Below are 15453 nucleotides of genomic sequence, written 5' to 3' on the forward strand. Positions count from 1 at the left end.
ATTTTAGGTTATTTTATTGGCAATAAAGTTTTAAGTTTCCCTGTATAGAGGGTTTAGGGAGACGTAGGCACGATAATTCCCGCATCGGGTGTTTGAGGGAGAGCGCCCATGTCAGCAAAAACGTTAACAGCTATTTGTTTTGCTCGTGGGTCAGTTAAATTTGTGCTATTACCACCGTTATCTAAACCAAACATCCATTGGTTTGAACCAGTAGAAAAGACTTTTGCCCCACTGCTGGCTGTGTAACGTACCGCATTAGAAACGCTATAATTAGTGCCCGGTGGAACATCGGGGTCAGTATTACTTGGGACTACTGTTGATTGTGATAGTATTACTAAACCGCTTGGTGCGGCGCCGTTATTTACATTAGCATCCCATTCAAAACCTACTAAACCTGTTAATTTACTGCCGTTAGTTAGTCCGGTATTAGCGTAATAAAGGTCATCACTCTTTGATACTACATGGTCAAAACCCGAATATGAAGGGCTGTTTATATTTGTTGTTGTATCGTATAAACCGTCACTTCTATCACCTGTATACATAACACCTAACAGCGCATTCTCTGGACGGTTAATTAACCTGAATTTGTTCGTTGCTGGTGAGGTTGGGTCAGCGTTACTCTTGTAACACGTCATGATGCGGTTAGCTTGTCCACCGTTAGTGGAGTTTCCAAAGCGGATGTGCCAGTAAGCTGTGTTTGAACTGAAAAACGCTAAGTTAACTGGTGGGTTCGCATCGCGTGCTTGTTCGACTGCATCGCGTTCTTGCATCGACCAGTATTCATCATGACCTACTGATATAAAGACTTTGTGTTGTCGAATTATTTGCGGGTTCGCTTGAACATCCAGGTTCGTTATATAGTTGACATCATAACTTTGTGACTCTAACCAGCGCACCATGTGACGCTCAAAACGTAACATTGAGTCAAAATACCAGGCGCCTTTACTAGTAGTTTGAATGAACGGACGGTCGAAAGAAACTTTGATGGCTTTTTGTCCATTAAGACTATTCCAAGCATACAAACTATATTGACCTAAACTGTTATAAGCTTGGAAAGTAGTAAAGCTGCTTTGGAATACGATATCAGAATTATTGCTATCGTCACGGACAACAAACCAAATAGCAGACTGTTTACCACTCGCTTGGTCGATAAGTTTGGCTATATAAAGTCCACTTGTCCAATCGGAACCAACTGCAATTGTATAAGAATCTGACCAGTTACACTCAACAAGGTTAGTTCTATTTGGATTATTAGGGTCATCATCTACTGTACACGCGGGTTGAGTATTACCAGTAAGTGAACCACTACTCGATACTAACCTACCGCCTAAACCACCGTAATAACCTAAACGGTACACTTCAACTTGAAAACTTCCAGATTGTTTGAGCGATACTTTAATTGGTAGTGAAGCACCTTTATTTACACTGGTTGCTGCTGCATAACCTGTAATTTCGTCTAACGCATAATTTGTGATTACCCAATTATTTGTGCCTGTTTTGATATTTTCTAAATATATCGCGTTGGCATTTGCAGGCGCCGATTTTGCGCTAAAAGTAGTACTACCAATACCCGCTGCTGTTGCCGTCACAATAACTGCGCTATTGGGTCCACTTGGTATATTTCCTAAAGTCAGTGTCGTACTTGCTTGACCATCACTACCAGTTACTACACTGGCATTCGACACAGTACCAGCACCTTGAGTCACAGTAAACGTGACGGTAGCACCCGACTGTGGATTATTATTTCCATCTTCGACACGAACTACCAAGGGATTTTGTAACGCAGTTCCAACCTTACCACTTTGATTATCACCACTTACTTTATTAATGGTGCTGCCAATCACTAATACTACATCACGGAAATAGTTAGTATTACGGTACGAGTTAGTCGGGAACGCATTGATGTTACCGTACACACCATTATTACCATCAGCGACTGAGCTTATGGCGCCGTTTGTAATAGTACTTGCTAAAACATCGTAAGTGAGTGCGAAGAATGAATTAACGTTAACAGAGACAACGTATGTTGTATTCGGGTCAATATTAACTGGTGTGGAAAGTGCTTGAGTTTGCCATCCCGAAGCTGTTTCGTTCGCGAAAGTTACAGAACCCAACAAAGTACCGTTAGACGACCAAATTTTACCAATATGTGACCCTGTTTCACTTGCTGCCTTCCAAAAACGAATACCAGTAATTTGACCTGCCTTAGTACTGGTAAATTTCATTCCCAGTTCATATGTTGCGTTATCAGAAACGTTGGCATTACTAGGTGTCTGGTTAGTAAACACACTGACTACAGTTACACCAGCAGGATTAGCTGTAGCATTAAAAGTCACAGTCCCAATACTTGGTACTGAAGCATTCACAGTATTACTAATAGGAATTATCGCACCTGAAGCGGCGCCAAGAGTAAGTACAGTGCTAGCTTGTCCACTCGCATTAGTAACAGCACTAACTGGTGATACACTACCACCTCCAGCCGTCACAGTAAAATTGACTGTTACACCAGCTTGTGGATTACCCCCATTTTCGATGTTAACTACCAATGGATTTGTTAGCGCGGCGCCTGCTGTACCCGTTTGATTATCACCACCAGTTTTGGTAATCGTAGGAATAGTAGTAACAACAAACCCAACATCACGGAAGTAATTACTATTGCGGTAAGAATTATTCGGAAAACTACCAGCATTGCCAAACACACCGTTGTTATTATCAGCAACCGAACTCAAATTGCCGTTAGTAACCTCAGTCGCTAAAGCATCTGTTGTCATCGCGAAATGATTATTAGTATTAACACTAACTACATAGGTTGTATTCGCCTGAATATTTAATGGTGTCGTTAATGCTTGCTCTTGCCATCCTGAAGCGGTTTCGTTTGCAAACGTTACCGTCACTAAAGGATTGGCGCCACCAGTTCCCGCCCATACTTTACCGATATGACTACCCGTTTCGCTTGGCGACTTCCAATAACGAATAGCCGTTATTTGACCAGCCGCAGAACTTTGAAACTTCATCCCTAACTCATAAGCAGTCCCGTCAGTAGCATCAGGGTTGCTTGGTGTTTGTGTTGTAAAAATCGTCTGATTAGCCATTGCCTTAATTCAAAAATATATAAAAAATGTAGAGACGCGATATATCGCGTCTCTACACGGTTAAATTTCAAAAATATATTAAAAAACCATCCGTTACATCCGTTAAATCCGTTGCAAATTTTTCCTCCAACCCATAAGCAAAGCACCGACACCTAATATACCTAACACCGATGATGGTTCAGGTATAGAAGTTGCAGGAGAAGTACTTTGAATATCTGGGTCAGCGCGGAAAATTCCGCTTGAACCATCATCAAACTTGGCATAAAACACAAGTTGATTACTGTTATTTAAACTTTGATTAGATATGTAAAGGTCTGTAACGATGGCGCCGAATAAAGAATCACCAGCTGCGATAATTTTATTACTTCTGGGGTCTGCGCCGTTATAAATTCCTAAACCACCACCTCTAAGAACACCTTTGAATGCAACATTACCTTTATCGTTAATAGCTGGGTTTTCAAAAAAATCAAAAAGGTCAGCATTATCGACAATTTTATTAACTAGGCCATTACTGGCAGTGTAAATTCCTTCACCTGCTAAAGCGTCTAATATTCCCTTGAAGACAACTGTACCTGTTTTATTGATAGCTGGATTAAATAAAAAATCGAAATCTCCAGTTGTATCAACTATAGTATTAACGGCGCCGTTGCTATCAACCCTATAAATTCCTCTACCACCTCCATTCTTCAAGCTAGCGGAAAATGCTACAGTACTTTCTTGATTAATACTTGGACGGTCAAAATTACTATATACCCCACTCGTATCAGCAATGGAATTTACCGAGCCATTAAAATTTGTAAAAATCCCAAAAACACCATTGATGTTAGCATTAAAAGCTACAGCATTATTATTATTGATTACAGGGTCGCCTATACCAAAGTAGTTGGCACCTTGCGCTACAGAAGTTACTAATCCATTCTCAGCAATAAAAACACTAGTGCCTCCAGTGTTGGCATTTGCTTTAAATGCCACTGCTCCATTATCATTAATGCCTACAAATTGTCCAAACGAGTTAAATACCGTATTATCTGCAACGGTTGTTAAACCTAATCCATTACCTGTAAATATGGCACTGCTTCCATCTGCCAAGTTAGCTGTAAAAGCAACATTGCCTGTTTGATTTATAGTAGGCAGCTTGAACTCACTATAACCCTGATTGCTATCGGCAATCCGAGTAAAAGTGAAACCAAAAGCTTCGTTTGTTAATGTCACAATCGTAGAAATACTGAAGAAGAGTGCTATTAACCCTTTTTTTATCATAGTTACATTTTGGTGTTTTTAAAACGCTGTTATAATCTTTACATAAGTATGATTATTATTTAAGGTAACTAAATATTTAATTAATGACTATCGTATATATACTTACAAATTTGACAGCAAAGCAAACTTAACTATTGCCTTCTTTCCAATCATGTACGAATTTATCGACATGTCGAACTACCGTGTTGTTGTTCAAAGTATCCTTAATAAATTGTGATGAATTTAACACATAGAAGTCTTTGTGCTGCGTGAATACTTGGGGCACCATTCGAGAATAATTTAATACTTGTAATGGTTGCATTTTCTGTGCCCGATTGATATGAACTGATACAATGTCATCAGCGTCTAAATCTGGAAACATTAAACGTAACCCTTTGAAAAATAAGTCACGCAGTGATTGGTCTGGTTGTTTGAGCAAAGGGTCTTCAGAGTGTATATACTTAGGAAAATAAGTAAAATGTAACCCATTTGTCTCTTTTAGAGAAACCAAGTTACTCATCCCCAACACCCCAGTAAAAGGTATTCGAGAGTCAGCAAGATTTACGATATAAAAAGGTACCAATGGTTTACGAGTTATCAAAACCATACAGATAACCCCTAAATATTCAACATTCCCATCCCCTGATACTTGAGCTAAATCATTAGATACTACTTGTTGTAGTACATTTACAGGCGCCGTAAAAACGACTTTATCAAAAAGCTCTTTACCCCTATTACTCTCCACCCATATTCCCTGCTCAGGGTGAGGTGCAATATATTGAACTTTTGTACTGGCAAGAACATTTCCACCTGATGCACGAATTAATTCGGCTAAACGGTCAAAAACTGTTTTGTAACCACCTTCTACATAACCTAATTGTTCTTTATGTAATGAAGAATCACGCGCAGAAAATAAGCGTTTGATATATGACCATATGAATACAGCAGAAACACGTTGATAGTTTTCTCCAAGCTTGGCGAGTAACAAGGGTTTCCATAGCTTTTCGTAAGCGTTTTTACCAGATATTTTCAACAACCATTTTTCAACGGGTATTTTTTCTAACTTTTGCCAGTTATTTACCCGTGAACCGTAGAGCATGGTAAAAGCTAACCGCAGTTTACCAATAATACTCAGAGGGGGAAATTTAAAAAACTCGATGGTGTTGCTTATCGAGTAAAGCTTTTGGTCGATATAACAACCAGTGAGTGTAGGGCGCCAATGTAGTTTATCTTTTAAGCCAATATCTTTGATAAGATTAACCAAATCGGTATCACACGGTAAGATAACGTGATAAAACTTGTCCCACACAAAGGCGCCGAAATCATGATGAGTTGCAAGTCCACCCAACTGCTCATTAGTTTCTAATACGGTGACTTGATGACCTTGTTGTGATAGACGATAGGCAAGTGATAATCCCATCATCCCACCGCCGATAATACCAATTTTCATACGGGTAAGGGGTAAGGCTTAATATTTGTATAGACCTAAGCTACGTTGCCATGCAATAGTTTGTGTAAGTCCTTCCTCTAAACTCACTTGTGCTTTAACACCTAAAACTTGTTCGCATTTGCTGCTGTCAGGTACTCGTCGCATTACGTCTTCGTACTTTTTACCAGTGAATGACTCATAAGGAATATACTTGAGCTTGAGTTCACCGGGTGTGTTACTGATGCGCTTAATGGTTTTGGCTAAATCTAAAATAGTAACTTCTTGGTTGTTGCCTATATTGAAAATTTCGCCATTCGCATTACTGTTAATGATGGCAGCATAAATTCCTGCAACCGTATCATCAACAAATGTAAAGCTACGGGTTTGCATACCATCACCATGAATAGTGATTTCTCCGTCATTTAATACTTGTTCGATAAACACTGACTGCGGACCACCCCACCAAGATAAGTGATGACGTGGACCATACGAACCGAAAAAGCGCAGCAGAACAACAGGAAAACCATAGCTTTCTTGATATGCAAACGCTAAATGCTCATCAAATAGTTTTGAAACAGCATAACTCCAACGCGCGACTTTCGATGAACCAATTACCGAATTACTTTCTTCGCTAAAAGGTAACTCAGGGTTACGTCCATAAACGTCAGAAGTAGAAGCTAAAACGCATTTACAATTTAACTCTCTAGCAAACTCTAAAACATTGTCTGTACCTTGGTAATTTATTTTTAACGTGTCTATAGCTTTACCGTAACGGGGAATTTTAAAAGCTGCTAGATGAACTATACAGTCAATATCGGCGCCAAGATTTTGATCAAAGGTACTTTTTTCGGTAATATCCTTCTGGAGAAATTGGAATTGTTTATTTGTGAGATGATGCTCAATATTTTCCAATTTACCCATACTTAAGTTATCAATACCGATAACTTCGTGTCCGCAAGCAATGAGTTTATCAAGTAGGTGGGAACCAAGAAACCCCGCTACACCTGTAACCAGAATTCTTTTTGGTAGTGTCATAATAAAAAGTTATGAGTTATGAGTTTAAGTTTGGACAACAAGTATTACACCGACAATAATTACTGCGATACCAAACCACTGACTTAAAACGACTTTCTCTCTTAAAAACCTATTAGATGCCAAAGGTACAAGAGCAAAAGTCATTCCCAAAGCTGGGAAAGCTTGACTAAGCGGAACACTTTTTAGTACTACTAGCCATAAAACTGTAACAACAATATAGCTAATAAACCAAACCCAAAAAAAAGGAGAAAATAATAAACTTTTAATAGTATTATTATTACTACTTACAGGCGCCTGAAATGCATATTTTAATGATAACTGTCCAACAGTACCAAGCACCACAACCATTGCTAAAATTAGCCAAGGAACAAAATTCATGTTTTTGCTCCTCTTTGAATTGGCAGTGCGACCAAAAGTACTCCTAAGAAAATTAGAATAACTCCAAAAATGCGAATTAAAGTAATTTCCTCACCAAATAAGTAATAAGAGCCAAAAAGTATTCCGATGTAATTCAAGCTAGTCAAAGGATAAGCAATACTTAACTTAACAACACGTAACGCTAAAATCCAATTAACTATACCCAAACTATATACAGTCAAAGCAAGAACTAATTGCTGAATAAACGACCAATTCAACCCTACCGTAGAACTACTCATGGTGTGCTTCATTAGCAATTGTCCAACAATCCCAAATCCTATACTAATAAACAAAGTTGTATAAGAAATAGCTTTTTGACGAGAAGACAGCGACTGTACCGTCATGGCTTTATCACCTTAATAAAAAGAACGCGCTCGTTCACGAAAAAGAGTTACTGCAAACAATAAATATCAGCCATCACTTCTTTTACCGACTCTACAACAACTTGTTGCGCTGAACTTTCAAGCTCTGGAAACAAGGGTATAGAAAGAACCTCATGACTTAGCTGCTCACTTACAGGTAGTGAACCTTCAACATAATTTAGATCAGCATGAACTTCTTGAAGATGTAACGGTATTGGGTAATACACCATACTGCCAATACCCTTAGCTTGTAGGCTTTTCTGAATAATGTCACGTTTCCCACCAAGTACCCTAACAGTGAATTGATTCCATACTGAATTTCCCTGATGTAATTTTTGGGGTAAAACAATACCTGTAGTTGTTGAGAGTGCTTCAAGATAAAAGTCTGTAATTGCCTTTCTAGCCGCATTCCATTGGTCAAGATACGGAAGTTTTACTAGCAATACGGCTGCTTGTAATGTATCAAGACGGCTATTTAATCCAAGTTCTTCATGATGGTATTTTACTTTACCCCCATGTCTGCGAAGATACTCAGCACGTGCGGCTATTTCGGCGTTAGATGTAGCAATTGCTCCTCCGTCGCCAAAGCAACCTAAGTTTTTAGTTGGGAAAAAACTGAAACACCCAACATCACCAATTGTACCGACTTTTTTACCTTCCCACGTGGCACCTGTTGCTTGAGCGCAATCTTCAATCACTTTCAGATTATACTTACGCGCAATTTCCATTATTGCCGTCATGTTACATGGGCGCCCGTATAAATGCACGGGTATGATAGCTTTGGTACGTTCGGTGATTTTAGATTCGATGAGTTGAGTGTCTATATTATAAGAATCTAACTCTACGTCTACGAATACAGGGGTTGCCCCAACTATACCTATTGCTTCAGTCGTCGCTATAAATGTAAAGGGTGTTGTAATAACTTCATCCCCTGCACCAATTTTTAATGCTCTTAATGCTAAATGCAGTGCATCAGTACCAGAATTACAAGAAATTACTTGCTCACAATTTAAGTATTGAGCAAACTGTATTTCAAATTCTTTGACTTGTGGACCCATAATATAGCGTCCACTTGCCATAACCGCACAAACATTTTTTTCAATTTCGTCAGCAATACTTTTATACTGAGTCGTTGCCTCAAATGGAGAAATATTTATCACTGTTATATTATCCTTTCTTTATTCTTTTCTTTTTATTTGGTTTTCAGCACAATATTCGTACTCGCGACCGCAAGCTTTACAAGTAGTCGCAGTATCAACCTCAAAGTCATCTAATTTGGCGCCACACTCGCACATCCATCCAACCTGTTTGGCTGGGTTGCCGTAAACTAGTGCGTAATCGCTGACATTTTTAGTAACGGTTGAACCTGCACCAATAAACGCATAACGTCCAATAGTATGACCGCAAACGATTGTCGCATTGGCGCCAATTGTTGCACCTTGTTTAACTAAGGTAACTAGATAATCGTCAATAGTATTGCGTGGAAAAGCAGAACGTGGTGTATTGATATTAGTAAAAACACAACTAGGACCGCAAAATACATTGTCTTCTAAAGTAACTCCTGCATATACTGAGACGTTGTTTTGTATTTTGACGTTGCTGCCAATTTTTACCCCTGCTGCCACAAACACGTTCTGGGCAATTTTACACTTTTCTCCAATTTCAACATTTTGCATAATATGGCTAAAATGCCAAATTTGAGTTCCGGCGCCGATTTTACAAGGTAAATCAACATATGCTGACTCATGCACAAAATAATCGGTGCTTTTTTCTGTGGTTTGTGTATTTCCGTTATGAGTGGACAAGTTGAAGCTCCTTTAAACTTACAGCTTTACCTTGAGATTCTAAAGATGATTGCGCCGATTGTAAAACGGAGCAAACATTAATACCATTTTGAATATCAGTTTTAGGAGTTTGCCTTGTTTCTACACAAGTTAAAAAATGTTTACATTCCTCGGTTAATGGTGATGCGGTATCAATAGGAATAACTGTCTTGGAATGAAGTTTGAGAACTGGTACATTATCTTGTATCTCAGCTTGTTGGTCATAAAATGTTAGCTTGGCATCAGTTGATACATCGTCAAAGACTAATGTTCCTGACTCTCCAACTACTACAAGTCGCTGTTCTTTAAACGGATGTAGCCAACTTGTAAAAATATGCGCTTTGATATTGTGTTCAAATTCTAGATTAATTAAGCAAAAATCTTCAACTTGCGTTATGTTAGCGCTACCAACAGCTTGTACTGATAAAGGTAACTTACCAGTAAATCCTAAAATTGAGCAAATATCATGAGGTGCAAAGCTCAAAAGCACATTTTCTTCTGTGCGAACCTTACCAAAACTCAAACGGTTAGAATAAATATACCGTAGCTTGCCAATTTTTCCGGCTGCTACTAAGTTACGTAGTTTTATCAAAGCTGGGTGATATTCTAGTAAATGTCCTACCATCACAATCTGATTGCTTTTACGTGCAGCAGTTTCAATTAAGAGCGCATCTTCTAACGTCAAAGCTAAAGGTTTTTCAACAAATACGTCTTTACCCGCATTCAAGGCTTGAATAACCAAACTAGCATGACTTGGCGCCGGAGTTGCAATGACTACAGCTTTGACATCAGACATTGCCAAAACAGTATCAAAATCAGAAACACCTTCGACATCAAATTTGGCGCCTAAATCTGTTAATATTTGTTGACTGGCATCACATATAACCCGTAATACTCCTAATTGAGCAAAATCTCGTACTAAGTTTTTGCCCCAGTAACCGCAGCCAACAACGGCAACATATTTATTAATTGGTGGTGACATACTTGTTTGCATCCTTTATTCTTACGTGAATGGGTATTGATGCTGTCTAATAGTTACGCTGCTATTATTTTTTCTATATCTTGGTTTTTTTGTCCTAAAACATTGCGAGTATCAATAATTAAAGCTGCATGTTCGACAACAAGGTCATAATCTACCTGGTCATGATTAGTTGCAATAATAACAGCGTCGAATTTATGTAAGTTTTCTTTTGTTAAAGCTATTGATTTTAGATTTATTTCTGGATAATGACGATGATTACCACAGGTCAACGCATAAGGGTCATGATATTCAATATGCACCCCTTTCTGCTGTAAAAGCTGAATAATTTTGAGTGACGGACTTTCTCGCTGGTCATCTATATTTTTCTTATAAGCTACCCCAAGTATTAAGATTTTGGAATTCTTTAAAGGTTTACCAACATTATTTAGTGCCTCTCCTACCTTATCTACCACATAGTTAGGCATTAAGCTATTAACTTCACCTGCCAACTCAACAAACTTTAAAGACACATCATATTCCCTTGCTTTCCAGGTTAAATAAAATGGGTCTATGGGGATGCAGTGTCCACCCCATCCTGGTCCTGGATAAAAAGCATGAAACCCGAAAGGTTTAGTTTTCGCTGCTTCGATGACCTCCCAAATGTCTATATCCATTTTTTGGAATAGAATCTTTAACTCATTTACCAAGGCAATATTTACCGCACGATAAATATTTTCGAGAATTTTAGTTGCTTCTGCTGTTTGAGTTGATGAAACTGGAACTGTTTGAATAACAATATGGTTATAAAGAGTTTGAGCTAAATTTAGACACAGCGGAGTTATTCCACCAACCACTTTAGGAACATTCGCAAAGGAATAATTCTCATTTGCAGGGTCTTCACGTTCTGGAGAGTAGGCAAGTGCAAAATCTTCTCCTACTATCAACCCGCTTCGAGAAAGTATTGGTAGCATAACTTCTTTGGTAGTACCTGGGTAAGTAGTGCTTTCCAATATAACGAGCTGACCTATTTTCAAATTACGTGCGATAGCATAGGAAGTATCAACAACATAAGCCAAGTCAGGTTCACGATGAGCATTTAAAGGAGTTGGAACACAAATTATTATTGCGTCAACTTCCCCTAAACGACTTATATCAGTTGTGGCATCAATCAGTTCGTTTAATAAATGCTCTGATGGAATATGTTTAATATAAGACTGTCCAGCTAGGATTTTATCTACTTTGCTCTGGTCAATATCAAATCCTAGTACTGCAAAACCTTTTTTCGCAAATGCGGCAAGAATTGGTAGCCCAACATACCCTAGTCCAATAATTCCAATTTTTGCCTGCTTGTTGTCGATTTTATCTTCAAGTTGTTTAAGAAACATATTAATTACTTTACCTGATTTTATAATTTTATTACTCCATCAGTATACAGACGCAATTTAATGATTCTGTGGACAAATAAGGGTTGATACCTCCTATTTAACGCAAATTGGTTGGTAAAGACTGAATTCATTCGGTCTCCACATAGCCTGGAATTACGTAAAATCTTTTTATGAGGGGTAATGCCCCTGAATGAGCAACAGCATCATTTAATTTTGTCTCTACACTAATTGATGCAATTGATGCGGGGTATTAGCTAACCAACACAGTGAAAATCCTTGATGCAATTACTACCAACTAACTTTGCTTGTCTGCGTGTGAACTCTCCTACACTTGGGTTGCCATTTGGGTCAATTACCCCTGATACTTGCTGCCATAATTCATCTGGCGCCAAAGAAACTGTGTATCCATGTTCGTGTTTACGGACGTGATACCATTTGGTTTCTTGGCACTCCTCACACCAAAAAGCTTCTAACCATTCTCCTGGTATTAAAACAGCGGTTTGAGAGGCTACTATTATTAGTGCGTTTTTCCGACTCATTCCTCTTTGCTGTAATTGACCTGCTTTATCAGCAAAAAGTAGATGTTTCGGACTTCTACTTTCTAGATAACAACCATGAATTGGACAGTATATTGCTCTTTTTTTTGAGCGTTTCCGATTTTTGTCACACCTTTTCTGCATAATTCGACCTCCAATGTCAATACAAGATACTTGCATGAAGGTTACGTTTGGAGGGACTGAGATCATAAGACCATCGAAGCCCATACTCCTAATTGATAACTTACTCTTTAAATTTATTTAGTTGTACTTAATTTATTCAGTTTGCTCAGTTTATTTAACCGATTCGGGTGGTTTTGATATTGGGTAATGTACTAGCCTGATAAATCTTATGGGTAACACTTAAACTTCTTATTTTCAGTATATAACAATCTTGGATAATTGTTGCATTACATTTTATTATCTTAACTTTTTAAATTAATATTAACAAAATGTTACTGAAATTTGCGCCTACTCAGATTGTGTTTGAGTCATACTGACGATTTCAGAGGAGATCACCGCTTGCTTCAATACCTCTAAATATTGTTTAGCAATTATTTTGGGTGTAAAGTTCGCGCGCAAATATTGACGGCCAGCTTTACCCATACGTTCAGCTAATAAACTATCTTGACTCAGCAAACGAATAAATTGAGTCAAACCGTTACTATCTCCATTATCAAACGAACTACCACAGTTAGCTTCGGTGATGATTTGCCTCAAATAACAAAACTGCGAACAAATTGCTGCAATTGGTCTTTCAGAAGCTAAAGCCGAATAAAGCTTACTAGGAGTAACCAAATTCTCTGTTCGCTCATCTACACTCACAAGCGATAAATCACAAGCTGTTAACGAGTAAGGTAAAACCTTCTTGTCTTGATACGGTAAGAACAATAAATTGTTCAAACCAAGACGATTCACTTCAGTAACCAACTCAGTCAACTTGGCGCCTCCACCAATAATTAGGAATTGAATTGGGTCATTTTGTAATTGCTTGGCAGCTTCAAGAATCGTGTTCATATCATGACAACGACCCAAATTACCAGAGTAAAGCACTGTAAACTTTTTGACCAAATCGTATTTCCAAGCAAACCAATTTTCATGCTTGGCAATTGGTAATATCCAGTTTGGATCTGCCCAACTGTGAATTACCGAAACCTTATCAGCAACAGCAGGACAGCTTATTACCACCTGTCGCTTCATTGCTGGACTCAAAACGACTATTCCCATAGCTCTTTTCCAAACTCTTTGGTTCACAGACTCCCAAAATCTTGCCAACCAATGACGTTTAGAAACTACACCTAGTGCTACAGCAATATCTGGATACAAATCATAGAGTATGCAAACATAAGGCGTTTTGAACACAATATTTGCGAAATAGCCCAAGAGCGGCAGAAATGGTGGTGCGGTAGATATCAGCAGCACATTATTCCAGTGTCTAGCTCGAAATAGATGCCACGCAGCACGCAAAGTGTACAGAACACCATTAATCGCTTTGCCGCGAATTCTTCCTGGAGCAAGTTGAGCAGTGCGTGAACGCTGAATTCTAACTCGACCTTTATACTCAACCTGTGGAGCATTTTTCACCTGATATGCATAGCCAGGTTGACTCGTAAAAACATCAATCTCAATTCCCAGTAAGCCCAAATTCATTACCAGCTCTTCTAACAACTGACCAGTTGCCGCATAATCTGGAGGAAAAAATTGGGTAATTACAGACAGCTTTATGGACTGCTGAGTTTCTATAGACTTTTGTCTATTATCTTGTCTTGAGTCTGGTTGCTGGGAAAAAACAGAATGAAATAATTCGAGATTAATCCATTTGTTAAATCTCATCGTTTAAATCCTAAATATCCTTTAACTGATACTACTGAATTAATCAAGCTTTAATAGTGAACACCGGGAAGTTGCCCAAAACTTTGAGTTATGACAAGTCAATTTAGGCAAATTACTAAGCAATTGTGAAGTAATTGGCTCATGTAAAACTTCTTTTAACTCATTAAGAAGCTATTGTAAACCAAAGTATCTAAAATCTTGTTATTTTTAATAAATTTTCCACACAGAATCATTATCTACATTACCATGTTTAACATTTTCTAATTGTCTTCATAGAAAGTTTATATAAACCTAATTATTATTTCACCGAATTTTAACATTTCTTTTTAAGTGATGTATCAAAAAAAAAGGTCATTGCAATATTTGATGCAAGTATTTGCACTTGTATACAAAAAACGTATTCCCAAAGTCATAGTATTCAAGCATATGTGCAATTGCATCAATATTAGATACCAAGTTTATTTGTAAAAAAAAATAATTATTTGTATCTTATGTTACTCGTAGTTAGTTTCTGCCTTGTGATCGTGAATATTGACTATGTAAAATACTTACTTGGTAAACGCGCTTAACTGCTTGATTTCAACATAAATTCAATTTGAAATATAAATTTAAAATAATAAAAATCATTTTCAACGCGAGAATCTTGGCAACGGATGCAACGGATGAATTATAAAATCAGCTATCCGTTACATCCGTTTATAATCCGTTGCCTATATTCCTACAGCTTTATCAAATCGCAGCATTTCCAAACTGCGCTCTCCATATACTCCTTCGATTTGTTCACGACAACAGTCAATAGCAAAATCGTTTAAATCTTCTTGCTCAATACCATACATATCCTCAAATACGTCTGGTTGCACCCGACAAAACCTTGGACGGTTGGCATAAACCTTACATTCGCGTGTTGAGTGGTCTAAATTAATGCACCAACCACCTTCACCAACCATACTCATGTACTCGTGTAACTCAGAAGGGGTCAAATATTCATGAATATCAGGACGGTCTGCTGGGTCTAGATTACAACAGGCGCCACAATTCTTTACACATTGCCAAGTAGCCATAGTTTGTCTGGGTAGAGGGTCAGAGGGATAATTGTATCTTTATTTATAGTTTTGTTAAGAAAATTAAAATTAACCGACCGAAGCCAGATATTATATAATCCTAGTCCTTAAGTGCGCTATTTAACTTTTTAATACAAGTTCGGAGGAAAAAATGTTTGAGGCGTTGGGAAACATCAATTGGGAAGTTATTTTCCAGCTTACATCAGTAGCCCTAATCATGCTGTCTGGTCCAATAGTAATTTTTGTATTAGCATTCCGTAACGGCGACCTGTAACAAGTT

At 38.0% G+C, this 15453-nt stretch carries 14 protein-coding genes; 1 reads left to right on the forward strand and 13 read right to left on the reverse strand.

Annotated features, from left to right (window positions below; translation table 11 throughout):
- Nucleotides 1-53: 53 nt before the first annotated feature.
- The 13 genes from DSM106972_RS21425 to DSM106972_RS21485 form a co-directional block, all read right to left on the reverse strand.
- Complete coding sequence (locus tag DSM106972_RS21425) at nt 54-3092, reverse strand: N,N-dimethylformamidase beta subunit family domain-containing protein (RefSeq protein WP_127082620.1); 3039 nt, start codon at nt 3090-3092, stop codon at nt 54-56.
- A 102-nt stretch (nt 3093-3194) separates the two neighbouring features.
- Nucleotides 3195-4352, reverse strand: a complete 1158-nt coding sequence (locus DSM106972_RS21430) for a choice-of-anchor tandem repeat NxxGxxAF-containing protein (protein WP_127082621.1) — start codon at nt 4350-4352, stop codon at nt 3195-3197.
- 127 nt (nt 4353-4479) lie between these two features.
- On the reverse strand, nt 4480-5781 hold the full coding sequence (locus DSM106972_RS21435; protein WP_127082622.1) for an NAD(P)/FAD-dependent oxidoreductase: 1302 nt from the start codon (nt 5779-5781) through the stop codon (nt 4480-4482).
- A gap of 18 nt (nt 5782-5799) precedes the next feature.
- The gene (locus DSM106972_RS21440; RefSeq protein ID WP_127082623.1) at nt 5800-6795 is read right to left on the reverse strand and encodes a GDP-mannose 4,6-dehydratase; all 996 of its coding nucleotides are present in this window, start codon (nt 6793-6795) and stop codon (nt 5800-5802) included.
- Between the two features lie 24 nt (nt 6796-6819).
- Complete coding sequence (locus DSM106972_RS21445) at nt 6820-7173, reverse strand: multidrug resistance protein (RefSeq protein ID WP_127082624.1); 354 nt, start codon at nt 7171-7173, stop codon at nt 6820-6822.
- Complete coding sequence (locus DSM106972_RS21450; protein WP_127082625.1) at nt 7170-7556, reverse strand: EamA family transporter; 387 nt, start codon at nt 7554-7556, stop codon at nt 7170-7172. Before DSM106972_RS21450 ends, DSM106972_RS21445 begins: the two co-directional genes overlap by 4 nt.
- 47 nt (nt 7557-7603) lie before the next feature.
- A complete protein-coding gene (locus tag DSM106972_RS21455; protein WP_127082626.1) occupies nt 7604-8734 on the reverse strand; it encodes a DegT/DnrJ/EryC1/StrS family aminotransferase in 1131 nt (376 codons plus the stop codon).
- A gap of 18 nt (nt 8735-8752) precedes the next feature.
- On the reverse strand, nt 8753-9379 hold the full coding sequence (locus DSM106972_RS21460; protein ID WP_127082627.1) for an acyltransferase: 627 nt from the start codon (nt 9377-9379) through the stop codon (nt 8753-8755).
- A complete protein-coding gene (locus DSM106972_RS21465) occupies nt 9366-10379 on the reverse strand; it encodes a Gfo/Idh/MocA family protein (RefSeq protein WP_127082628.1) in 1014 nt (337 codons plus the stop codon). Before DSM106972_RS21465 ends, DSM106972_RS21460 begins: the two co-directional genes overlap by 14 nt.
- A 53-nt stretch (nt 10380-10432) precedes the next feature.
- Complete coding sequence (locus DSM106972_RS21470) at nt 10433-11743, reverse strand: nucleotide sugar dehydrogenase (RefSeq protein WP_127082629.1); 1311 nt, start codon at nt 11741-11743, stop codon at nt 10433-10435.
- Nucleotides 11744-11997: 254 nt separating this feature from the next.
- Nucleotides 11998-12423: a hypothetical protein gene (locus DSM106972_RS21475; RefSeq protein WP_186538695.1), complete on the reverse strand. Its 426-nt coding sequence runs from the start codon at nt 12421-12423 to the stop codon at nt 11998-12000.
- Between the two features lie 327 nt (nt 12424-12750).
- Nucleotides 12751-14112 (reverse strand): glycosyltransferase family 4 protein, encoded by a 1362-nt coding sequence (locus DSM106972_RS21480; protein ID WP_127082631.1) that lies wholly within the window; start codon nt 14110-14112, stop codon nt 12751-12753.
- A 710-nt stretch (nt 14113-14822) separates the two neighbouring features.
- Nucleotides 14823-15173, reverse strand: coding sequence for a YkgJ family cysteine cluster protein (locus DSM106972_RS21485; protein ID WP_127082632.1), 351 nt, complete (start codon nt 15171-15173; stop codon nt 14823-14825).
- A 151-nt stretch (nt 15174-15324) separates the two neighbouring features.
- On the opposite strand from DSM106972_RS21485, the gene psb30 reads away from it, so the two are divergent.
- Entirely contained in the window at nt 15325-15447 is a 123-nt protein-coding gene (gene psb30, locus DSM106972_RS21490) for a photosystem II reaction center protein Ycf12/Psb30 (protein ID WP_026092833.1), read from the forward strand.
- Nucleotides 15448-15453: the final 6 nt, after the last annotated feature.

The organism is Dulcicalothrix desertica PCC 7102, from assembly GCF_003991905.1.
Taxonomy (GTDB): Bacteria; Cyanobacteriota; Cyanobacteriia; order Cyanobacteriales; family Nostocaceae; genus Dulcicalothrix; species Dulcicalothrix desertica.

What these genes read in the sequence shown, in the direction of transcription:
- DSM106972_RS21425 (WP_127082620.1), bottom strand. Translation starts at nt 3,092, where the DNA reads ATGGCTAATCAGACGATTTTTACAACACAAACACCAAGCAACCCTGAT.
- DSM106972_RS21430 (WP_127082621.1), bottom strand. Translation starts at nt 4,352, where the DNA reads ATGATAAAAAAAGGGTTAATAGCACTCTTCTTCAGTATTTCTACGATT.
- DSM106972_RS21435 (WP_127082622.1), bottom strand. Translation starts at nt 5,781, where the DNA reads ATGAAAATTGGTATTATCGGCGGTGGGATGATGGGATTATCACTTGCC.
- DSM106972_RS21440 (WP_127082623.1), bottom strand. Translation starts at nt 6,795, where the DNA reads ATGACACTACCAAAAAGAATTCTGGTTACAGGTGTAGCGGGGTTTCTT.
- DSM106972_RS21445 (WP_127082624.1), bottom strand. Translation starts at nt 7,173, where the DNA reads ATGAATTTTGTTCCTTGGCTAATTTTAGCAATGGTTGTGGTGCTTGGT.
- DSM106972_RS21450 (WP_127082625.1), bottom strand. Translation starts at nt 7,556, where the DNA reads ATGACGGTACAGTCGCTGTCTTCTCGTCAAAAAGCTATTTCTTATACA.
- DSM106972_RS21465 (WP_127082628.1), bottom strand. Translation starts at nt 10,379, where the DNA reads ATGTCACCACCAATTAATAAATATGTTGCCGTTGTTGGCTGCGGTTAC.
- DSM106972_RS21470 (WP_127082629.1), bottom strand. Translation starts at nt 11,743, where the DNA reads ATGTTTCTTAAACAACTTGAAGATAAAATCGACAACAAGCAGGCAAAA.
- DSM106972_RS21475 (WP_186538695.1), bottom strand. Translation starts at nt 12,423, where the DNA reads ATGCAGAAAAGGTGTGACAAAAATCGGAAACGCTCAAAAAAAAGAGCA.
- DSM106972_RS21480 (WP_127082631.1), bottom strand. Translation starts at nt 14,112, where the DNA reads ATGAGATTTAACAAATGGATTAATCTCGAATTATTTCATTCTGTTTTT.
- DSM106972_RS21485 (WP_127082632.1), bottom strand. Translation starts at nt 15,173, where the DNA reads ATGGCTACTTGGCAATGTGTAAAGAATTGTGGCGCCTGTTGTAATCTA.
- psb30 (WP_026092833.1), top strand. Translation starts at nt 15,325, where the DNA reads ATGTTTGAGGCGTTGGGAAACATCAATTGGGAAGTTATTTTCCAGCTT.